We start from the raw sequence: 22,156 nt of genomic DNA on the forward strand, positions 1-22,156 counted from the left end.
TTCGTTATTACGAATGTCTGAGTATATAGTATTGGCTATTCTTTCCTGTATCCCTTCTTGTTATTTGTAGATTTAGGTTACTATCATACAAAAAAGCACAGAGACAATGCTCTGTGCTTCAAAAAAATTATTTTTGATTTTGAAGTTTATTCACAACTTCTGTACCAACTGCTTGCTCTCCACCGAGAACGCGGAAATCGTAAGCTTCGATATCCTTAGCTGCTGCCGCTGTTTCTTCAGGAAGCATGTTCGGCTTCACGAGAAGCATTGCTGCGTTATTCTTCGCCGCAAGTACGGATCCAGAAAGCGCATCAGCAAAGTTCATTCCAGTTGAAACGTAGACGCGTGCAGAGGAATTTAGCTCAGTTGCAATTTCCGCTGCTGTTCCGAAGCGATTCTCACCAGCATAGCGTGCAGATGTTCCAAGAAGATCGTCCAAATCCTTATTAACAGCTTGCTCTCCACCAACGACAATTGCATCTCGAATGCTTATGAGCGCATTGTTCGTTTCACTCGGTATGTCGTCAGCTTCTGTTAGAAGAATAGGATAGCCCATTCTTGCTGCGTATGGAGCGATTGCTAGCGCATCTGGGAAGTTTCTTCCGTTTGCAATGATCGCTTTATCTGGTGAACCACCAAGCAATGCTGCGATGTTAGCTGCTGTATCGTAACGGTTGTCACCAGAAACGCGGTCCACATCAAGCTTCATTCCTTCAAGCTGGAATTCAACATAGCTACTTACAGCACTGTTCCCACCAAGAATAATAACGTTCTTAGCGCCAAGACGTTTAATTTCTTCTTTAACAAGAGAGTTCAGTGATCCCGTTTCAGTTAGTAGAATCGGTGCGTCATACTTGTATGCAAGTGGTGCGCCTGCAAGTGCATCAGGGAATGAATCGCCACGAGCAATCACAACTGTATCGGCCGACTCCCAACCTTCTTGCGAGATTTTCACAGATGTTTCGTAGCGGTTATCACCATTAATTCGCTCAACGTCTGCTTCGACGATACGCGCCTCATCCGTTTGCTTCACCGTTCCGATATGATCAAGGTACTCTGTGAACACTTCAAAGTCAACGAAGTTAAGCTGTTCGATACGTCCTTCAGCAGACGCTTTGCCCATAGCCTCATATCCATCTCCACCATCAGCAATATAGGCATTTGTCGCAACAGTGTATGTCGCTTTCGGATCGATATCAACATAGCCTTTATCTGTTTTCACATTCACATCTAGAATCCGTTCACCGACAGGAAGATCTTTATCGAATGCATACTTAAGTCCAGATACATGAGAGAATCGTCCTTCGCCTGTTTGGATTCCACTTACCCCATGTTCAAGAGAAGAAATAATTTCTTCACCAGTGAGATCAAGCGTAACAAGGTTGTTACCGAATGGCATTGTTGTAAGAACTTCACCTAGAGTAATCGGACCTTCATCAATGGACTCACGAATGCCTCCACCGTTCGTAATTGCGATCGTCGCATCTGTGAACTGTTGGGCTTTGTATAACATACCGTCAGTAATCAGGTTCCCAAGATTTGTTTCCCCAGTTCGAACCGAACCACGTTTTCCATCTAAGTAAACATTTGACTCACCGACAACCTTCTTTTCAATTTCTTCGAGTGGTTTTTTCAGATCATCGAAAAGTTTCTGTGCTTCTGGATCAGATTCATATACTTTTTTAACATCTTTTCCATTACCTAGGTCAAGAAGCTTTTCATCCCATTCCGTTAGAACGCCGTCAGCATTAAACGTTACTTGTAGATCGCCGAGGTACTTGCTATATTCGTTAGCTTGTACAACAAGCGTTGGTTCTTCTTTCTCATTTACAACAACTGCATCTTCAAGCTTCGTATGGCTATGGCCACCTACAACAACGTCGATCCCTTTAACCGTTTCAGCAAGCTTAACTTCGACAGTCTTTCCAAGGTGAGTAAGGGCAACAATTTTGTTAATGCCTTTGTCTTGGAACATTTTAACCATTTTCTCAGCTTGTTCTTGGTGGTTCAGGAACGAGATTGTGTCTCCAGGGCTTGATAACTCGTCTGTTGATTCGATCGTTAGGCCAAACACACCAACTTCTTCTCCGTTAACATCAAGGATGACTGCTGGATAGATCGTGCCATCATCGCCTGTCATCGCCATCTCATTCTTATAAAGTGGAGCGAGATCAGGGTCTTTACTATAATCAATGTTCGAGCTTACGATCGGGAATTTCGTTTGCTTAACGAATTCAGAGAACGTCTTTGGACCTTCATCAAATTCGTGGTTTCCTGGTACCATCGCATCGTATTTCATCATGTTCATAAATTGTACGTCAGCAAGACCTTTGTATTTATTGAAAAATAACGTTCCAGAGAATACGTCACCAGCATCTAATAGAATCGTGTTTGCACGTGCAGCACGAATTTCCTCAACTGCTGTTAGTCGACGTGGTGCATTGTCGAGGTGCGCATGCGTATCATTTGTATGCATAATTGTAAGATCAAAATCTCCATCTGCCGCTTCTACAGGAGTTGACGGTGCTGCAGCAATTGCCATGGCTAGTGCAGCTGTTGATAAGACGCCGAAAAGAGGTTTTTTCATGTTCATGTACGTAATCCCTTCCCTTTCGAAAACTCTATTTTTGTCGGAATTTATCCTTTTTCATTATATAACAGATTACTAGGTTAATGGTCCCTTTTATTGGAACATTCGATAAATTACAAATCATTCTTTATGACTAGTTTCATAGGAAAAGGAAAGGCGGAATGAACCCGCCTATTTCCTCATTTACTTCCCTTTTAGTTCATTCATAACATCGTCGTGAATGGCATTTGTTCCGCCAAGGATATGGAAATTGTTGATATCAATTTCATTAATTGCATCTGAAATTGGATCAGGAATGTCGTCTGGCTTTACAAGTAGAATTGCTGCATCTTCTTTTGCAGCAAGGACAGATCCTGCAAGGGCATCAGCAAACTTAAGACCTGTTGCAACGATGGCTGTATCTGTGTTTGGTGTAAGAACCGTTGCGATGGCAGCAGATGTTGCATAGCGGTCTTTGCCACTATAGCGGACTGCACTTGATAGTTGATCGAACACCTTCGCACTGATGACATCCTTACCGCCAACAACGATTTGCTCATCTGTGTTGCTTAGGATTTTTTTCGAAACTGCCGGTAGTTGATCGTTATCAGTTAACACAATTGGATAACCATTCTTCGCCGCATAGGATGCAACAGAAAGAGCATCTGGGAAGTTACGCGCATTTGCTAGAATCGCTTTGTCAGGAGATCCGCCAAGTTTGGCTGCGATGTTTACTGCCGTTTCGTAGCGATCCTCTCCTCCAATGCGTTCCACTTTAAGACCAAGACTCTTTAACGAGTATTCAACATACGTCGAAATGGCCTGTTCTCCTCCAAGGATAATTGCTTTTTCAGCACCAAGACGAGCAATTTCTTCCTTCAAAGCAGAAGATACTTTGTACTTCTCGGTTAAAAGAATCGGTGCGTCGTACTTGTAAGCAAGAGGTGCGCCAGCAAGTGCATCAGGGAACATGTCGCCTCTTGCAAGCACGATTGTATCTGCGCTGTCCCATCCTTTTTTGGAGATTTCAATCGCCGTTTCATAACGATTTTCACCAGATGTACGGTCGACTTTGTTCTCCATTTGAATCTTTGCTAGAACTGGATCATGGTCGCTCGCACGGCCATCTGCTTCACTAAAATCAGCATTAATGTTAATGCTGTCGATTGTTGTACGTTTTGCTAGATTGTTTGATACAAGAATATGGTCAAGTACTTGCGAGTTTCCTTGATAGACATATGTGTAACGTTGTTCAGATGGTAGTCTCTCCATCATGTTCGTTAGCACATCGCCTTCAAGCGTGTTGATTGGTTTAGAGAATTCGAAGTCATTCAAGTCACCAAGAACGACTACATTTGCATCGTCCATGTTTGTAACAACATCGTTCACAAAACCATTTACAATGGAAGCTTGTTTGATACGTTGTACTTCACTACCAAGAACAACTGGATGCTCTGCGCCAAATAGTGCGCCATCACCACCTTTTGAATTGAAGTGGTTCGCTACGACAACGACTTTCTCACCATTAAATTCAAACTCTGCAGCAAGTGGCTTACGAGAGTTCTTGAATGCATCGTTCGTTGGATCAATACGACCAGGGTTAAGTGTTAAGCCATTTGCATCAACATCTACTGACGTTGTTGCATCCCCAGCTGTTTTCTTTGGTAAATTAACACGTTCAGGATTGTAGATAAAACCTACGCGAATGTTTCCGCCTGGCTGCCCACCGTCTACTTTGTCTGCTGGAGCGATATCAGTAAACTTGTAAGTTGGGCCTCCCGCTTCTTCAATTGCTTTAATAATTGCGTTATAAGATTCGCTAGCATCTGTTGTGCCATCATCTGTCGGACCATTGTTGTCCTGTACTTCAATTAAACCGATGATGTCAGGTGTTTTCATGTTGTTTACAATGGAGTCAGCGATTTTCGCTGTTTTGCTTTCACCAACACCAGTGTAGTAGTTCTCAATGTTGTAAGATGCAACTGTTAAATCGCCTTCAGATGATTCGATTTTCGTTACTTCACGTTTCGTATCTCCTTCGATGACAGAAGGGAACGTACCAGTTGGACGAATTTTGAAATTGCTATAATCGTAGCTCACGATACCTGTAACAGAGCCATCGAGTCGATCACCTGTAGTGACATCAATATCGATCCCATCTACATCAATGAGCATACGTTCTGGATTGTAATCTTCAGGTGAGATCAATAGACCATTTGCACGTGTGAAAAGTTGATCTGCACTTGCATTCACGTAAACAGGAAGTTCATCGTATTTCACAGGTCCTGAAATCGTTGCATCAGGTATTTCAATCAGCATACCTTCAAGGCTTTCATAGAAATCAAGTCCGTCCGTTTCCGGATCAAATGTTTTCATGTTGTCGTCTTCAATGTTTTCAGTTGGAGGTGTACGGTCGTCTCCAATAACGATTGCTTCTGGTAGTGTGTTTGCTGAAGATGCAATCGTCACGTTGGATGCTGTGATCTGAGTCGTTAGAAGATCCTTCGCGTCGCTATAACCGCCTTCTCTCCACTCTTTTACTTGACCATCTACTTCAACGTTATCGCCAACTTCAACGCCTGAGCCGCCGCTTTTATAAACGTAAATCCCTTCTGAAGTAGCTACGTTATCATCTGGCTGCTCTTCTTGCATGTAGAAGCCGCTTGATCCATTTTTCGCTGTAACAATTCCTTTTACTTTTGTTACTGCCATACCTTCGTATGGAGAAGTGTGGTCCGCAGCTTGGATGTCATGAATGCTGATTCCATCTGCTGATTTTAATACTCTGTATTCAAAAGTAGAAACATCGCTTGTTTTGCCGTCTTTTGCTGCGATAGATTTAATTGTCGTGTCTTTTGTCAATTCGATCGGAGCAGTGTACTCTGTACTACTAGCTGTTGGCTCACTACCATCGGTTGTGTAATGAATCGTTGCGCCTTCTTCAGCTGTCGCAAGCGTTACTTTTGTACCTTCAATAACAGATCCCGATTTCGTGTTTGTTGTCACAGAGAACGCTTTTTCAATAACGTCTGCTGCGCTACGTGGCACTAGTTTGTATTCATTGAAGTTATAATCGATCACACCTTTAAGGATTTCGTATGTTTTGCCGACCTCCAGTAAAGATTTGTCATTTGGCTTGATAACAAATTCACCAGAAGTATCTTCAGCTGTAAAGTTTCCTTTGCTGTCGACTGATTTCACAGTGACGTTTGTAAACTTAGTGAATTCAGCTTCGTGCTGTTCACCGTTCTCTTTTGATAGATCAGTTGACTTAAGAGACTCCGGAGTTGGAATTCCTTTATCAGGAGTTGTGTTCTCTACAGTAGTCGCTTCGATTTGCTGCATACCGTAGTAATCAGTGATTGAACCTTGAGCTGTTACTTCATCACCAGGCTTAGCAGTAATACCTGCAACGCGAATGATAATGCCAGCTGTTTCATCCTGGATAAATAGATTTGTTTGACCGCCAGCTTCAAATGCTGCTGTAGCGATTCCTTTTACTTTAACTTGTGTGTTTTTTGCTTCTTGTCTTGCATCGGCAATTGTTGAGAGTTTAATAGGGTCTGGATCTGGAGTTGTGCTGTCAGGGAAAGTGTAAGTCGATGGGCTTTTAAGACCCGGTACACCGAAATATGTTTCGAGGGTTCCGGTAATCTGAATTTTTTTACCTTTGTTTTCTGGATGATCAACTAGATTCAGATCTGTTCTGAGGTTGTTGTTAGGTAACTGAACAGGCATGATGTTTTCTGCCTTTGTCTCATCTGGTGAATCTGCGATCGCAATGTTTGTTTTTACATTATTGGCATCATCTAAGTTATAAGATGGTCCACTTGAAGTTGTTCCTACAATATAACCTTCTACTGTGGCAGAACCAGTATTGTTTGCGATCGCTTCACTTACGGAAATGGTTCCTTCTGCTGAAGCATACTGCGAAACTGGTAATGCGAAAAAGCTAAGGACCATTGAGAAAATGAGCGCAAAGCTAATTAAACGACGTGTTGACCTTCGTTCCAAATTCTATTCCCCCCGGATATGTAGTCGAATTTTGGTGACAATGCCACCAATTGTAAGTATACAATATCTTTTAAACTAGATGTGTAAAAATAGCGTAAATTGTCTAATTTTTGAATACGCTGTCATTGGTGGAGAGAAGGGAAAGAAAGAAGGAGGGGTCAAAAGAAGGAGGGGTCAGGTGCGAGCCTGACCCCCCTTAAAGACAAATAGCGGCATTTGTCCACGCTGGGAGGACACTACTTAACCCATCTTATTTCCACTTTATTCCGCTTAACTTTTGTAAAGATTTGGTTAAACTATTATACAACTATAGAATTATGATTCTTTCATTCTTTATTTTCTGTGTTTAGCGTATAGGTCTTAAGCACCTGTAAATGGGAATGCGAGCACAATAAAAAACCACCTCATCGATGGCTCGATTTGGTGGTTAAGAGGCAGGTTTATCTTCTTCTATCTTTCATCTTTGCCCGGATGGGTTGGAAGCCATCATGCTCTAGTCGGGGGAGATGATCTTGAAGATCCTTGAGGGATCAAAACGCGGTTATATGTGGAGAATTTAACAATTATCGTTTGGTTTGATAGAGAGTATGGGAATCTCTTTATTTTTCACGTGGATGAAAGGGTAACTCTAATCGACTTGTAAGTGAGTCAACACTACCATATGGGAGAGCACCTTTTTCGATGAGACAGTTTGTTCCCTGTCCAATTCGATCGTCTTTGTTTTGGAATGCATAGACTTGTCTTGCTTGCTTCTGCGCAAAGTGTGCAGTCGTCATTGCACCACTCTTCACTTCAGCTTCCATAATCACGACATGACTTGACCATGCGCTGATAAGCGCGTTTCGCTGGATGAATTGCTTCGGTTTTGGTGCTGTGCCAGGTGGATACTGGGAGATAACAGCACCCTGATCGATGATGGCCTCAAAGAGCGAGCGGTGCTCTTTCGGATAACATTCATCGACTCCATGTGCAACAAAGGCTATCGGACGCCCACGATTCGCGAGGCAGGCTACGTGAGCGAACTGATCGATTCCTTTTGCGAGACCGCTAATGACAGGAATGGCAAGACTTGAGAGCGTTTGGGACAACTCTTCGGCAGCTCTCCTTGCGTGATTGGAGCAAGTTCTAGAACCGACAATGGCTACAGACGGTAAAGTAGGTTGGATAAGGCCTTTGTAATACAGTAGAACAGGTGATTCAGGTACATCTTTTGCGTAATAAGGGTAAAGCGGGTCATCTCGGGGTAACAGCCAGATCTCCTTTTGATGAACTACTTCAAGAATGCGTTTTGGTTTCTCCAGTGACCGCGCAGCCCAAATAGCATCACGTGCACGCTGTGAGATTCCTTTTACTTCTTGAAGTTCAGCAGGAGAGGCATGATAGACTTGTTCAGGAGTTCCGAAAACAGCCAGTAGCTTCTTTTGCGTTACTGGGCCAACATGCGGAATTGAACTAAGCCAGATCCAGCGCTCCATTCATTCACTTCTCTTTCACTTGTAATTTTAAAAGGGGCTCTCCCTATTATTCAGGAAGATTTGTTAGTAAATAGATGCGTTTGCCACTAAGGATCGGCACATGCTTCCTTAGTTCAGGTGGTGCTGATGGATCTGAATTGTGCACATAACGCTGATAAGCTTCCCGAGCTGGTTTTTGAAACAAAGATAATATGTAGTCGGGATAAGCATGCGGATCCTTTTTATATGAAAAATAGGCGCGATAACTGCTCCAGGCATAGTCCTCTGGCTTAACAGCCATCCGGGCTTTAACTGGATTAAGGTGAATGTATTTGCTCACGTCAATTTCATACATCATTGAATCAAGCAGTTCAGCGGAATAACGGCCTTGAAATACGTGTCCTGTATACTCATATTTGTCGTTGAAATATCTTGCATAGTTGGAGTTAATAACTTTCATGATTTCACCAGGGGGATGATCGAAGGTTTCGATGGAGAGGTGCACATGGTTAGTCATGAGACAGTATGCGTGTAAGCGGAACGGAAATGCCTGACGAGCTTGTTCGAGAAAGACTAAGTACTTCAGTCGATCGATTCGTTCTTCAAATAACGGCGCTCTACGATTCCCTCGGCAGGTAATATGATACTTCGCACCAGGAAACCAATTGCGTTTTTTGCGAGCCATTCGATTTGCTCCTTTAGTAAGGATGATGGGGAATTTCTACCATATCGGGGCTGATAATTGTAGTATACCACCTTTCAAGAATTTGGGAATAGTTAATTTATAAATTATTCAGAAATATTTTTCATTTCAGTTGGAGGAATTTTGATGCGGTGGTAATAGGGGGGTCAGGCTCGAGCCTGACCCCCCTACCGCTCTCTCCCCTCAAAACCCTTACCCCATATAAGCTCATAGCCATTGAAAGCCGTTTGAAACAGCAAAAAGTGTCCGTCTGGGGCGGACACTTTTTGCTGTTTTGTCTTTTAGTGGGGTCAGACAGGGGTCTGATCCCATTATGATTAATGCTCTCTCTACTTCAACTTCTCCACAACACCATCACTTACCGCATTCGTTCCACCAAGGATCGTAAACGTATCGGCTTCAAGCTTCTTAAGGGCTTCTGCCGTTTCAGTTGGCATCTTGTCAGGCTTTACGAGGAGCATGGCTGCATCCTGTTTTGCTGCAAGTACCGAGCCTGTTAGGGCATCGGCGAAGTCCATGCCTGTTGAGATGAATACTTTCTTCGATGAATTCAATTCAGTCGCGATGGATGCTGCGGTTCCAAATCGATTTTCTCCTGCATAACGTTTCGCATCTGGTAAGCTACCAAACACTTTCTTATTAATTACCGCTTCACCACCAGCAACGATGGTTCCATCCACGCTACGTAGTGCTAGCTTCGTAGCTTTAGGAACTTCATCCTTCTTAGCGAATAGAATTGGGTATCCGTTCTCTGCTGCATATGATGCTGCAGCTAGTGCATCCGGGAAGTTCATTCCGTTTGCTATGACTGCTTTATCAGGGCTACCACCAAGGCTCGCCTGAATGTTAGCAGCTGTTTCAAATCGATCTTGTCCGTAAATGCGTTGCACTTTCAAGTCCATTCCTTCAAGTTGGTAGGCAATGAACTTCGGTACAGCTGATGTACCGCCGAGAATGATCGCCTTTTTAGCACCAAGACGCTTAATCTCATCTTTCACAGACTTCTCAAGTCCTTTTTCACGTGTAAGAAGAATTGGTGCGTCCAGTTTGTACGCAAGAGGTGCGCCTGCTAAAGCATCAGCAAAATTATCCCCTCTAGCAATGACAACCGTATCCGCTTGGTCCCAACCTTCTTTAGAGATTTCAACCGCTGTTGCATAGCGATCGTCTCCGAATAAGCGCACAGGCTCTTTCGGCTCAGGCTCACCCGCATTCGATGTTACCTTCCACGTATACTCTTTCGTGTTCTTAGCAATGGCACCGCCATCGTTGTTAAAGATTTCGGATTTGTTCTCTTCAGATGGTGCGATTGAAACAGGAATCTCGTTCTCACCATTTTTAAGAGTCACTTCGTGTGTGAACGTCATGTCGTCGTTCACTTTTACTTTTTCACCGTTGATTGTAAGGTCGCCTTCTTTAATGGCATTACCTTTAAACGTTACTTTATCGCCTTCAATGACAGCTCCGTTTTCTGGAGAGTTTACAACAAGAGGCATATCGATCCAACGATAAATTTCGTCTTCAACGACCATTTTGTTTCCGCCTTGATTCGTTACAGTTACTTTCAAATCAGTTCCTTCAGCACCATAACCATAGAAGCTCACATCATCATCAGACTTATCATTCCGAGTGTGATCCGCAAGACCTTCTTGATCCCATGACTCACCCTTCGTGTACTTATACGTTAAATTAGTACCTTCTGGGAAAGATTTTTTCAATTCCCAGTCTGGAGATACTGCACCGTTACGGGACATTTCCCACGCGCTTGTGCTCCATCCGTTTTGATCTCCAGGCATTGTCACTTTTGCGCTTAGTGGCGTGTAATCTGGTGCGTGCACTTTAAACGTCACATCCACCATAACGATATCAGGGGTAACAGACACTTCATTCGAAGCTGTTTGATTTCCAGCCTGATCGTAGGCCACTACTCTATATTTGTATGTTTTACCGTTCTCAACCGCAAAATCCGTATAGCTTACAGCGTCTGCTCCTTCTAAAAGCTCAACTGTTTCGCCGTTTCGCTCAATTGCAAGAAGATACGGGTTATCCGCTCCTTCAAGTGCCCAGTTTAATGTAACCTGACCAGACTCTTGCATCGGTACGTCAAGCTTCACTGCATCTGCAGGAGCTTTCACATCATCCTCATTCTGAGTTAATTTAACTTCTTCAGTATTCGTTGTTTTCCATGTTGCTCCGCGATCGGTCGAGTAAGCAAGACGGTACGTGTATACGCCTTTTTCAATTGGACGGAAATCTGCTTTAAAACCATTATAAGCATCCTTCTCTCCATCTTGGCCAGTATACGTAGCTTGCTTTTCAGTCCAATCACCGTCTCCTTGCTTCACCTGAAGCTTCGCAATCAAGCCTTCTGCAAGACCTGACTCTGTTGCTCCTTCAATCTTAACGCTTCCTTCAATAGCAAACGTTTTTGATAGATCAAGGACTTGATCATCCAAGGCTGTTACTGGTGTAATCTCGTACTTCCCATCTTTCCATTCAATGTGAGGAATAGATGCTTCAGTTGTTTCAACTTTCAGCGATTCATTGCCATCACCATCGACTGCTGTTACTGCAAAGAAGTACGACTGACCATTCGTCAACTTGTCGATTGTAATGGACTTTTGATCCGTAACTGTTACTTCTTCGTACATTGCACCTTGAAGCGTTGATTTATATACTTTGTACTGTTTTGCATCGCCCTTCCAAGAAAGTGTTGCGCTTCCTTCTCCTGCAGTCGCTTTTAGCTCACTTACAGCGTTTGGACGTTCAAAGCTCTGACCGTTATCAGCGATTAGCATGCGGCCAGTCATGGCTGGAATTGTAACATTCACCTTGCCATCCTTAACTGTTGCGTGATAATCCTTCGCAAGTCCATCTGTGAACGCGATATTATTTAAAAGAACATCATCCACATTCAGCTCAAGCGTTTGTGCCTTGCTGCCACGGTTAACCGCAATAACTGCAGCACCGTCGTTAGAAGTACGAGCGAATGCATACACATCGCCTTCAGCATGCAGTGTTGTTAAATCACCATACGCGAGAAGATCAGCGTTTGCCGTTCGAACTGCACCTGCATCTTGATAATGCTTTACTAAGTCAGCATTTTCATCGCCCCAAGGATATGTGCGGCGATCATCTGGATCTTTAGAGCCACTCACACCAGCTTCATCGCCATAGTAAATCGTTGGCGCACCAGGATAACCCATTTGAAGAACAGCAGCTAGTTTCAGTCGCTTCACACCAAGTTCATGATCGTATTTCGGATCGAACTCAGCTCGTTCATAACTATCTGTTCCACCACCCAGCACGTAAATCGCACGCGGTGTATCGTGTGAACCCATTAAGTTCATAAGAGCATGGAAGGCTTCTTCAGGATAATCTTCTTGCACAGCCATCAACTGCTCGTCAGTGCTAGCAGCATTCCCATTCTTCAAAAAGTTGAGAATCGCTCCTTCAAAACGATAGTTCATGACGGAATCATATTGATCCCCAAGGAAGTATTTAGATGCATCGTCCCAGATCTCTCCAAGGATAAGCGGCTCTTCTCCTTCTTTCAATGTAGCCCCTTCACCAGCGATCTCTTCTGATTTCAGTTCTTTACGGAACTCACGCCAGAATTCCATATCCACTTCATTTGCTACATCAAGACGCCAGCCAGAAGCACCGTTTGTTAACCACGATTTCGAAGCTGAGTCTTTGTCGTACATAATGTAATCCGAGAACTTCTTGTTGTTCAATTCGCTTTCATAGTCAACGGCTTCTCCATCAACACTCTTGATTTCTGGAAGAGAGTCATAGCCCCACCAAGCTTGATAATCATAGCGTTCGTTGCCTTTTTCATCGACTACTTTCTCATTCTTAATGTTGAACCAGTTATGGAAGCCATACTCATCGTTAAACGTCTGGCCTTCCTTTTCAAGTTGTTTACGTGCTTCTGTTTTTGCTTCATCTTCTTTTAAACCTTCATCATTCATTAAGTCATAAATGCGAGACCAGTATTCATATGCACCTACAACATCGTATTTGCCATATCGGTCAAAATAGATAGAGTCATCTCCAACATGGTTGAATACGCCATCCATAATTAAGTGCATATCACGCTTTTCAAGTTCATCTGTAAACGCTTTAAATTCTTCTGGCGTTCCAAACATAGGGTCAATTGATTTCCAATCTGATGCATCATATTTATGATTCGATGCCGCTGCAGCAATTGGATTCAAGTAAAGCGTGTTAACACCAAGTGATTGAATGTAATCTAGTTTGTCCTGAATTCCTTTCACGTCACCGCCAAAGAAATCATTGCTCCAGAACCCATCTCCTTCATATCCAGGCTGATCTTCGAGCCTCGGGTTATCCGGAAGTTCGCCCCATTCCTGATGCTCGATTGGCTCAGGACCTCTAGCATTTTTCTTTGCATCATCGTTCTCTTCATTTCCGTTATGAAAGCGATCCGGGAAAATTTGATACACGACAGCTTCTTTCATCCAATCAGGCGTTTCAAACCCTGGATCGAATACTGTCAGTTGATACAATTCAGCATTCGCATCGACTGCTTTACCAGCTGCACCTTGCTTCGTATCTTCGCCGTACTCTGCTTTCGCTGAGCCATCACGTACGATAAATTTGTACCCGTAAAGACCTTTCTCATCAGGTGTTACATCAGCTTCCCAGAAATCCCTACCGTCTGCTGTTGCTGCCTTTTCCATCGGTACAAGCTTGCTCGTTCCTGTATTTTGATTCTTCAAGTACAAATCCGCTCTTGTTAAATCATCTTTCTTTGATGCAAGTCGGATTGTCACTTTCTTGCCTACTTGTACAGCACCAAATGGAGCACGGTAAGCTTCTTCCCATGAATTATGTAGAAGACTCGCTTTTGCAACTGCACCATCAGAACCTTTTGCACTGTAATCCGTGCTTACTTCTTTCGTATCTGCATTGAAAAAGAACGTCATATCCGTTTTCTCCAACACATTTAATTTCGCATTATCTGCCGGATAATCATCGCCCCATTCATTTCCGAGTACGATTTTGAAATCATATTTCCCCTTTGGAACACTTGCAGTATAAGAGTAAATATTATCAAAGTTATCATCAGTTAAAAGCGCTGTCGACTTTTCAGGGCTCCATTCAGGTCCTGCATCAATCGCAGGTTGAATTGAACCAACTAATCTAGGCTGCTTTTCATTTGAAATTGGTGTGTATGTTGTTGAATTCGCCACCGCATGTGTTCCATCATGATAGTAGAACGTTACTTTAGTAGCTTCTGAGAGTGATAGTTTAAAATTGTTAGCCCCATCACCGTAACTCTCTCCCCATGACTGATTAATTGCGATTTTGTACTCGTAATTCCCTTTTGGAAGTTCAGCCGTTAGTTCATAGAATCCATTACCTTTTGCTTTCATAACGGTTTCTTCTGCTGCAGGATCCCATTCCTTCTCTGCACCCATTTCGTCCTGCAAATCTCCAGCAAGTGTCACGATTCTTTCAGACGATGGCTCACCGATCGTAAATATACTATTATCGTTTCCATTTGGATTTGCCGGATCTTTCATCCATTCATCCCCCACGATAAATTTATATTGATGCTGACCATCTGACAAATCATCAACCGTTAAACGCCAGACATTGTTTTCTCCTTTTTCAAGTGGAAGAGCTCCATCCTGCCAGTTCGTAAAATCACCAGCAACAAGCACCTTGCTTTCGCTCCCATCTCCTTCATAAACAAACGTTGCGCTCGATCCATCAATAACCGGGCTTGGTTCCGCCGCTTTTGCACCTGGTATAGCACCAGCTAAAAGCTGCATAACAAGGACGATAACAAGTGACAGTGAAAGTTTTCTTCGATTACGCCGTTTCATTCTTTTCCCCCTCTTAAATAAATACCTACCTGTGGAAACGTTTGCACACTTTCGCAAAAGGAAGGAAACCGCTTGCACAAATTAAATAAAAAATAAGCGAGTCTTTTCCGAGAGTAAGCAAACGCTTTCACGATCTATTTTGCCACAGTAATTGGAAAGAATCAACTTATTTTTGTTAAATTGTGCTACTTTTCATATAATTCGATCGGAAGACCATCTGGATCTGCAAAAAAGGTAAAACGCTTATTTGTTAAATCATCTACTCGTATGTCTTCAAGTGATTCAATGCCCTTCTTTATAAGCTCATTCACAGCGTCATCTAGATCATCTACTTCAAAAGCAAGGTGTCTTAACCCTTGTGCCTCTGGATAGCTAGGTCTCTCGGGTGCATTCGGAAAAGAAAATAATTCGATTCTCGTATGCTTTCCTACAGCAAGGTCAAGCTTATAAGAATTTCGCTCCTTACGATACGTTTCTTCTATTATATGTAGTCCAAGCGTTTCAACATAAAAAGACTTTGAGCGTACATAGTCTGAACAAATAATCGCTACGTGGTGCAACTTAGTAAACATTCCCATCACCTCTCGTTTAACGATACTAACGCTCATCATATCCGTCAATAAGAAACCCGACAAGATGTCGGGTTCATGCGCGATTATAATAGAGATTCCGCCCCATCAACGTACATCGCTGTACCTGTCACGTGACTGGAGGCATCTGAAGCGAGGAAGTAAACAACATCCGCCACTTGTTCAGGACTTCCGGATTTGTGCTCAAGTGGATGACTCCCTTCAGGATACTTAACTGGTATTTCAATTTCCTTCACGCTGCTTTTTTTATGAGTATTTTGATCAATATTCGTATCAATTGCACCTGGACAGATGGCATTCACTCGAATATGATACTGTGCGAGCTCAAGCGCTGCCATTTTCATAAATGCTACCTGGCCCGCTTTCGATGTGCTGTATGCCGACATTCCGAAATTAGAAAAAGTTCGATTGCCATTTATTGAGCTTGTAATAATAATGCTGCCACCGTTTTCTTTCATATAAGGAATGCTATGCTTTACCATTAGAAAGGTGCTTCTCAAATTTGTATGAATCGTTTGATCCCAATCTTCCACTTTCATTTCTTCAATCGAATTTAACGTGCCATTAATGCCAGCATTATTGAAGAGAACATCAATACGACCCCATTCTTGTTTAACGGTTGTCAGTGCTGTTCTAACTCGTTCTTCGTCTGACACATCAACATCTAATACAAAGGCTTCCCCGCCATTCCTAACAATCTCCTCTTTAACGCGCTCTGCACGATCCTCTTTCAAATCAAGTAAACAAACGCGCATGCCTTGTTGCGCGAATCGCTTTGCTGTTGCTTCTCCTATTCCAGATCCACCACCAGTAATAACTGCAACCTTCGTCATATGTACGTCCTCCTTTTTTCTGTCTATACCCGATACTCCCTTCATTTAAGACTGCTAAAAAAAGAAAAGACCTTCTGCAAGGTCTTTAATTCTGATCTTCCGTTTCATCACTCGGCTGTTCTTCATTTTTATCCATATGGTCTTCATCCATATTTCCATCTTCGTCTTGATCGCCTTCTTTTGATCCATCTTCATTCATACTATCATCATCTTCTTCATCGATTGTTCCCTTGTCTTCGTTTATGTTCTCTTCATCTTTTTGGGACTCATCTTGCATCTCTGGATCTTCCACAGGACCTTCTTCCTCATCAGCATCAGAGCATCCTGCTACGATTCCAACGGCAAGCATAATCGTGAGCAGTGACGATAACCACTTTCTCATACTTTTTTCCTCCTAGTAGGTTGTAATGGTATTCTTGCCAAATATCAGCCAACTATTCGGTTTCATATGAGAAGCTGATGAGTTTCACAAAAGAAGTTATAAAAAATGTTATTTATTACAAATTCCAACACATTTTTCACTTTCCTTGAACTATGATAGGTATAGCGATTAAAACATCCTCCAGCATAAAGGCAACCTTTCTGAAAAGAAATGGACGCAAAGTATACAGATCTAAGGAAGTGGAGGAGTCAAGACTTCTATGATGGCTGTACTATCTGGAAAATTTACAAGGAGGATTATGATGGAGGTACATACAAAAGAAAAGCTTGATGAGGACTGGATTGAGCTGATCAAGGAGGCAAAAAAGCTTGGTTTAACAGTTGAAGAGGTACATGCCTTTCTTCAAGAAGAAAGCAAATAAGAAGACGAACAAAAGCGACGATACATTTTGTCGCTTTTGTTCTATTTACGGAACAAATACATACTGGTATACTTATGAATAACAGAGAATTTTGTCAAGGGCATCGGAGGGATCGATAAATGATAGGTGAAGAAGTTAAGAAATACCGATTACGAAAAGGGTTATCACTTTCAGAATTAGCAGAACGAGCGAATGTCGCGAAATCGTATTTGAGTTCCATCGAACGCAATATTCAATCGAACCCTTCAATACAATTCCTTGATAAAATATCCAACGTACTTGATGTTTCCGTTGAAGTTTTGCTTCAAGGCAATGATTCGATTCATCAGACTGACTTAGACTCAGATTGGAAAAAACTTGTGAAAGAAGCAATGGAGTCTGGGGTTAGCAAAGATCAATTCAGGGAGTTTTTGGAGTTTAACAAATGGCGTGCTAAACAAGGGTCCGATCAATAGAATTGATTCAAGAGCCTATTTGACGGCTCTTTTTTATTTACCTATATAGGAAAGTAAAAGTAGCCAGTAGCCATGGAGACATAATAAAAACGTATAAATAATGGAAGCAACACTTAAAAGAATGCTTACGGAAACAGATCTAATCTGCTTGTGTAAGAATAAAAAACTAAGTAAGAGTAGGGAAATACCCGCTTTATAAAATAGAAAAGCAAGAGGATGAAATTCATACATTGATCTCATGAAGGGATTTACTTCTTCAATCCACCCGTTCTCTAGTCCCCAGAACGTAACAAAGCCATCAAGCAGGTTACAGCACCCTAAATAAATGACAAGAAATCGAAACGTCGACTTATCCTTCATTCTAGATGAGGAGATATCTTCTGATTCTTAATGATTTCACCTAAGTCGGAATATAGTTTTTGTTCATCCCGCATCATTCCCCTGATATCCTGTTCCTTCTTCTCAAATGAGTTTATCTTTTTTAATATCAAAGATAATTCACATTTCCCTTTGTACTCATCATTAATATAAAGTCTAGCCAGCCGTTGATTTATTGCGATGACTTTAATTCTTTTTCCTAGAATATACGATACAAACGTATTTTCACCTAACCGAATCATTTACATTCCTCCTTAATTTTTCGAGGAATTGGTTAGAAATTGCTTCACTTCCTCCTTTGATAACCCAAGTTTCTTTGCGATTGAAATAAGCGTTACCCATTCTTCGTCCAATTTTTCGTCAGTATACGTCCTCATTCCCATCCCCCTTATATGATTCTCCAATAACCGACATTAATAAAGAACGTTTTGTTCTTTATTTAGAATGTACATCTAATATAGTATTATTTTGGAAGATAAAAAAGACTGAAAATTCATTGATTTGGCTCATTTTGAACTTCATACCACTTGTATACTTACAAATACTCTATCTTTCTTAAATTTTCATTATTTACTTTATGCTATAAACTTTTAAAACCATGACAATCGTTCTGTTTACAGAACGATGTGTTCTTGATAAAATTAATTTAATAAATAATGATAAAGTAGAGGTAAAGGGATGATAGGGGAAAAAATTAAACTTTATCGGAACCGAATGGGGTTATCATTAACGGAGTTAGCTAAACGTGCTGGAGTGGCCAAGTCATACCTCAGTTCAATTGAGCGCAATCAACAGGCTAACCCATCGATTCACTTCCTTGAGAAGATAGCGGCAGAGCTTAAAGTTCCCATGGAAGTTTTTATCCTTGAAGAGGATATGGCAGAGCCTGCACTTGATACAGAATGGAAGGAATTGATTGAAGAGGCTATGCGCTCTGGGATAACGAAAGAAGATTTTGCGGATTATTTAGAGTTTAAGAAATGGCAACTAAAACATAGCAAAGAGGATTGAAGCAGCCGGATCCCGCCCTGCTTCATTTTTTATTTACAAATAAAAACTCCTGTCCAGTTGAGACAGGAGTGGACGTTCTTATTCAGCAGAGTTCTTGGAGTTCTCGTTTGTAGCAGGTTCTTCTGTGTTACTACCATTGTTCATTGAGTTGTTTCCGTTCTCTGTGTCGTTACTTTCATTACTGCTACAAGCCGTAATTAACATGACAGCTACTAACGAAGTTGCAATTTTGAGCATGAATTTCTTCTGATTCATTTCCAAAATTCCTCCCTGAACTCAAGTAAGTTTTTACCGCTACGTTGCGGTTGAGATCATCATAACAAGTCAGATTGGAAATTTGTTGATATTTACATAGTCTCTATAAGGGTTTTACATTACTAATAAACGGTTAACAAATCGCTTCAAGAACATAATTCAATGGCTTAAGAGTAGTGGTTGATTTGCGCTCCAGGTGCTCGCTTTCCGCGGGGCGGGACACTTTAGCCTCCTCGTCGCTGAAGGGCGCGCCTGTGGGGTCTCACCTGTCCCGCTAGTCCCGCAGGAGTCGAGCACCTTCCGCTCCAATCAACTTCGAAGTGTTGCTGTTTATAAAACCTCTTTTTAAACACTACAAACTTTTTGGAAAGAGGTCTTTATTAATATAAAATAATAATATCTACGCAAACAGTCATAAATAAAAACCCCCACCAACAAGCATCTCTTCAATGCCTATCGGTAGGGATGTAGTTCAACTATTATTTTAGTGCAAACATGATTTCTGCTTCTGCTGCTACTTCGCCGTCTACTGTGGCTGTTGCTTTGCCTTTGCCGATTGGTCCTTTGATTCGGATGATTTCGACTTCAAGGCGGAGTTGATCACCAGGTTTAACTTGCTTCTTGAAACGGCATTTGTCGATCCCCGTAAAGAAAGCGAGCTTTCCCTGATTTTCTTCTTTTTTCAACATCGCTACTGCCCCTACTTGCGCAAGTGCTTCTACGATTAGTACGCCTGGCATAACCGGGTAATCTGGGAAGTGCCCGTTGAAAAATTCTTCATTCGCTGTAACGTTCTTTATACCGACCGCTCTTACTTCTTCCTCAACTTCAAGAATGCGATCAACAAGCAAGAAAGGGTATCGATGCGGGATGATTGATTTAATATCCTGACTATCTAACATGTCTCATTCTCCTTTCACTCATTACTTTTCCTTCTTAACGATATCCGTGATTTTCACCCATGTGTCTTTTTTGAAAACATCGCCAGGGCTTCCATCACCAATAACACCATAACCGAGCATAGCTCCTGCTAGAAGCGAAGCTAGAAGTAATAGCACCACGAGAAGAAGGCGCAGCCAGATCGGGATTAACCGAATTCTTGGCCTGCGCTGTTTCTCTTCTGTATTCTTATTCGTTTGTTTGGCCTCTTCCGTTGTAATGTCCTTACGTTCTGAGGTCTGGTTCACCTTTTCATGGTTGTTCGCCATCATGATTACACCCTTACGAATAGTTTCCGTTACGAAGCTAGATTAATTTTTTCTTAGCGATCTTGTCGATATGTTCAAGCATAAGGCCTGTCCCTTTTGCGACACAGCTCATTGGCTCTTCTGCTACTAGAACAGGAACCATTAATTCTTCAGCAAATAGCTGATCGATACCGTGAAGCAATGCGCCGCCGCCTGTCATAATAACACCGCGGTCAATGATATCTGCTGAAAGCTCAGGAGGAGTTCGTTCAAGTACGCTCTTCGCCGCCATTACCATGTGGGAGATCGGCTCTTGAAGTGCCTGCTGGATTTCATCAGATTTCACTGTAATTGTGCGTGGAAGTCCTGAAACCATATCACGTCCGCGAATATCAAGTTCTTCATTCCGGCCGCCTGGAAATACCGTTGCAACGTTGATTTTGATTTGCTCTGCTGTACGTTCTCCGATTAAAAGCTTATATGTTTTCTTGATGTAGTCGAGGATTTCGTAATCGAACTTGTCCCCTGCCATTTTAATGGAAGAGGCGGTGACAATATCGCCCATTGAAAGAACTGCGATATCCGTCGTTCCACCGCCAATGTCCACTACCATATTACCGCTTGGCTGAAAAATATCCATGCCTGCGCCAATCGCTGCTACCTTTGGTTCTTCTTCAAGAAAGATCTGCTTTCCACCGCTTTTTTCCGCTGCTTCTTTAATTGCCTTTTTCTCAACCGATGTAATATTGGTTGGGGTGCAAATAAGAATTCGCGGCTTTGATAGAAAACTTTTCACATTGATTTTGTTCAAGAAATGTCTCAGCATTACTTCTGTAATATCGAAGTCTGCAATTACGCCGTCTTTCAAAGGACGTGTTGCAACGATGTTTCCAGGAGTCCGGCCGACCATCTGTCTTGCTTCTTCACCAACAGCCAGTGCTCTTCCAGTACCAGTGTCAATTGCTACTACTGAAGGTTCATCAAGAACAATGCCTCTGCCCTTCACATAAATCAGTACATTCGCTGTACCTAAATCAATCCCTATATCACGTGAAAACATGACTTATCCTCCCTGTGTACTATAACTCATCTATTGTTCCAGTCCTAGTATGTATAAACTACGTATCCATTAGTATATTGTACCACAAAAGTATCACAAGGAAGAAATGATTTAGAAAAAATTGTCGTTTTTAGGCGTGTTATTTGACAGCTTCTTCTTTTTCAGTATCCTTTCTATATTTTATTCTCGTCGCTTCGCCGCCGCGGAGATGGCGTATCGATTTATGATACTCGAGAATCCCCTTCACCTCATTGGCGAGGTCCGGATTAATTTCGGGAAGCCGTTCCGTTAAATCCTTATGAACGGTACTTTTGGACACTCCAAACTCTTTGGCGATCACCCTCACCGTTTTCTTAGTCTCCACGATGTAATTTCCAATCTTGATGGTTCGCTCTTTGATGTAATCGTGCACACCACTCGCCTCCCTAAATTGGATGTGAGAGATGCGAAATGAGACTGATAAAGTGATCATGCTACGAAGCTCTAGTCATCAGGTGACCTACATGATGTCAGGAGTATTGCATGCAAGAATACTTCGAAGCGTTACCACAACTTCTCACCTCTGCCCCTCATTTACTAAGTTTTGTAACATTTTATTAAGGCAAAGGTGGTTATATACCAAAAAGTCAAGAGGGACAAGGGATTTTATTTAAGTTTTCTTTAAAATGCTTAATATTGCTTATGTTGTATGTTTCTGAACACAAAAAAGAACCTCTGTTTTTAGTGAAAATCAGAAGTCCTTTCAATTTTTAGGTAGGCTTTATTTGTAGACATTGTTGCTATAAGAGTAGAGGTTGATTTGCGCTCCAGGTGCTCGCTTTCCGCGGGGCGGGACACTTGAGCCTCCTCGTCGCTAACGCTCCTGTGGGGTCTCACCTGTCCCGCTCATCCCGCAGGAGCATTCCTGTGAGAACAGAATGAAGCCTATTGCATAAAAAAGGACCCTCCGTTATGATGCAGGTGCTAACCAATAGCCCATAACTAAG

Annotated in this window: 19 protein-coding genes and 1 riboswitch; of the genes, 3 read left to right on the top strand and 16 right to left on the bottom strand. The window is 42.2% G+C overall.

Going from position 1 to position 22,156, the window contains the following annotated elements; translation table 11 throughout:
* Positions 1 to 127: 127 nt before the first annotated feature.
* From JI666_RS16265 to JI666_RS16300, 8 genes are all read right to left on the bottom strand, one after another.
* The gene (locus tag JI666_RS16265) at positions 128 to 2,593 is read right to left on the bottom strand and encodes a cell wall-binding repeat-containing protein (protein ID WP_206893775.1); all 2,466 of its coding nucleotides are present in this window, start codon (positions 2,591 to 2,593) and stop codon (positions 128 to 130) included.
* Between the two features lie 180 nt (positions 2,594 to 2,773).
* Positions 2,774 to 6,583 carry a cell wall-binding repeat-containing protein gene (locus tag JI666_RS16270; RefSeq protein WP_286170891.1) on the bottom strand — a complete coding sequence of 1,270 codons (3,810 nt, stop codon included), beginning with the start codon at positions 6,581 to 6,583 and terminating at the stop codon, positions 2,774 to 2,776.
* Positions 6,584 to 7,182: 599 nt separating this feature from the next.
* Positions 7,183 to 8,058, bottom strand: coding sequence for a DNA-processing protein DprA (gene dprA / locus JI666_RS16275; protein WP_206893777.1), 876 nt, complete (start codon positions 8,056 to 8,058; stop codon positions 7,183 to 7,185).
* Between the two features lie 46 nt (positions 8,059 to 8,104).
* A complete protein-coding gene (locus tag JI666_RS16280) occupies positions 8,105 to 8,722 on the bottom strand; it encodes a transposase (RefSeq protein ID WP_286170894.1) in 618 nt (205 codons plus the stop codon).
* Positions 8,723 to 9,069: 347 nt separating this feature from the next.
* On the bottom strand, positions 9,070 to 14,598 hold the full coding sequence (locus JI666_RS16285) for an alpha amylase N-terminal ig-like domain-containing protein (RefSeq protein ID WP_206893780.1): 5,529 nt from the start codon (positions 14,596 to 14,598) through the stop codon (positions 9,070 to 9,072).
* Between the two features lie 185 nt (positions 14,599 to 14,783).
* Entirely contained in the window at positions 14,784 to 15,170 is a 387-nt protein-coding gene (gene gloA2 / locus JI666_RS16290) for an SMU1112c/YaeR family gloxylase I-like metalloprotein (protein WP_414635149.1), read from the bottom strand.
* An 83-nt stretch (positions 15,171 to 15,253) separates the two neighbouring features.
* The gene (locus tag JI666_RS16295) at positions 15,254 to 16,021 is read right to left on the bottom strand and encodes an SDR family oxidoreductase (protein ID WP_206893781.1); all 768 of its coding nucleotides are present in this window, start codon (positions 16,019 to 16,021) and stop codon (positions 15,254 to 15,256) included.
* Between the two features lie 85 nt (positions 16,022 to 16,106).
* Positions 16,107 to 16,403: a hypothetical protein gene (locus JI666_RS16300; protein WP_206893782.1), complete on the bottom strand. Its 297-nt coding sequence runs from the start codon at positions 16,401 to 16,403 to the stop codon at positions 16,107 to 16,109.
* Positions 16,404 to 16,583: 180 nt separating this feature from the next.
* Positions 16,584 to 16,682, top strand: a riboswitch (cyclic di-GMP riboswitch).
* Positions 16,683 to 16,701: 19 nt separating this feature from the next.
* On the opposite strand from JI666_RS16300, the gene sinI (JI666_RS16305) reads away from it, so the two are divergent.
* Both sinI (JI666_RS16305) and JI666_RS16310 read left to right on the top strand, forming a co-directional pair.
* Positions 16,702 to 16,824: an anti-repressor SinI family protein gene (gene sinI / locus JI666_RS16305; protein WP_286170895.1), complete on the top strand. Its 123-nt coding sequence runs from the start codon at positions 16,702 to 16,704 to the stop codon at positions 16,822 to 16,824.
* Between the two features lie 119 nt (positions 16,825 to 16,943).
* Positions 16,944 to 17,279 (top strand): helix-turn-helix domain-containing protein, encoded by a 336-nt coding sequence (locus JI666_RS16310; RefSeq protein WP_206893786.1) that lies wholly within the window; start codon positions 16,944 to 16,946, stop codon positions 17,277 to 17,279.
* A gap of 33 nt (positions 17,280 to 17,312) precedes the next feature.
* Here the strand turns inward: JI666_RS16310 and JI666_RS22010 are convergent, their stop codons facing one another.
* Genes JI666_RS22010 through sinI (JI666_RS16320) form a run of 3 tightly spaced genes read right to left on the bottom strand, consistent with a single transcriptional unit; the run spans position 17,313 to position 18,034 of the window.
* On the bottom strand, positions 17,313 to 17,639 hold the full coding sequence (locus JI666_RS22010; protein WP_414635150.1) for a DUF5658 family protein: 327 nt from the start codon (positions 17,637 to 17,639) through the stop codon (positions 17,313 to 17,315).
* On the bottom strand, positions 17,636 to 17,899 hold the full coding sequence (locus JI666_RS16315; protein ID WP_206893787.1) for a hypothetical protein: 264 nt from the start codon (positions 17,897 to 17,899) through the stop codon (positions 17,636 to 17,638). The genes JI666_RS22010 and JI666_RS16315 overlap by 4 nt, the downstream gene beginning before the upstream one ends.
* Positions 17,900 to 17,911: 12 nt before the next feature.
* The gene (gene sinI / locus JI666_RS16320) at positions 17,912 to 18,034 is read right to left on the bottom strand and encodes an anti-repressor SinI family protein (RefSeq protein ID WP_136946738.1); all 123 of its coding nucleotides are present in this window, start codon (positions 18,032 to 18,034) and stop codon (positions 17,912 to 17,914) included.
* Positions 18,035 to 18,335: 301 nt separating this feature from the next.
* Between sinI (JI666_RS16320) and JI666_RS16325 the strand changes: the two genes are divergently transcribed.
* The gene (locus tag JI666_RS16325; protein ID WP_206893790.1) at positions 18,336 to 18,668 is read left to right on the top strand and encodes a helix-turn-helix domain-containing protein; all 333 of its coding nucleotides are present in this window, start codon (positions 18,336 to 18,338) and stop codon (positions 18,666 to 18,668) included.
* 78 nt (positions 18,669 to 18,746) lie between these two features.
* Here JI666_RS16325 and JI666_RS16330 read toward each other — a convergent pair whose 3' ends face one another.
* The 5 genes from JI666_RS16330 to spoIIID form a co-directional block, all read right to left on the bottom strand.
* Positions 18,747 to 18,923, bottom strand: a complete 177-nt coding sequence (locus JI666_RS16330) for a hypothetical protein (protein WP_206893792.1) — start codon at positions 18,921 to 18,923, stop codon at positions 18,747 to 18,749.
* A gap of 479 nt (positions 18,924 to 19,402) precedes the next feature.
* Positions 19,403 to 19,825 carry a 3-hydroxyacyl-ACP dehydratase FabZ gene (gene fabZ / locus JI666_RS16335; protein WP_206893796.1) on the bottom strand — a complete coding sequence of 141 codons (423 nt, stop codon included), beginning with the start codon at positions 19,823 to 19,825 and terminating at the stop codon, positions 19,403 to 19,405.
* A 21-nt stretch (positions 19,826 to 19,846) separates the two neighbouring features.
* A complete protein-coding gene (locus tag JI666_RS16340) occupies positions 19,847 to 20,134 on the bottom strand; it encodes a DNA-directed RNA polymerase subunit beta (protein WP_286170897.1) in 288 nt (95 codons plus the stop codon).
* Between the two features lie 34 nt (positions 20,135 to 20,168).
* On the bottom strand, positions 20,169 to 21,170 hold the full coding sequence (gene mbl, locus JI666_RS16345) for a cell shape-determining protein Mbl (protein ID WP_048311391.1): 1,002 nt from the start codon (positions 21,168 to 21,170) through the stop codon (positions 20,169 to 20,171).
* 139 nt (positions 21,171 to 21,309) lie between these two features.
* The gene (spoIIID, locus tag JI666_RS16350) at positions 21,310 to 21,582 is read right to left on the bottom strand and encodes a sporulation transcriptional regulator SpoIIID (RefSeq protein WP_048311390.1); all 273 of its coding nucleotides are present in this window, start codon (positions 21,580 to 21,582) and stop codon (positions 21,310 to 21,312) included.
* Positions 21,583 to 22,156 lie beyond the last annotated feature (574 nt).

It is taken from the genome of Bacillus sp. NTK071 (assembly GCF_017303315.1).
Classification (GTDB): Bacteria; Bacillota; Bacilli; order Bacillales; family Guptibacillaceae; genus Guptibacillus.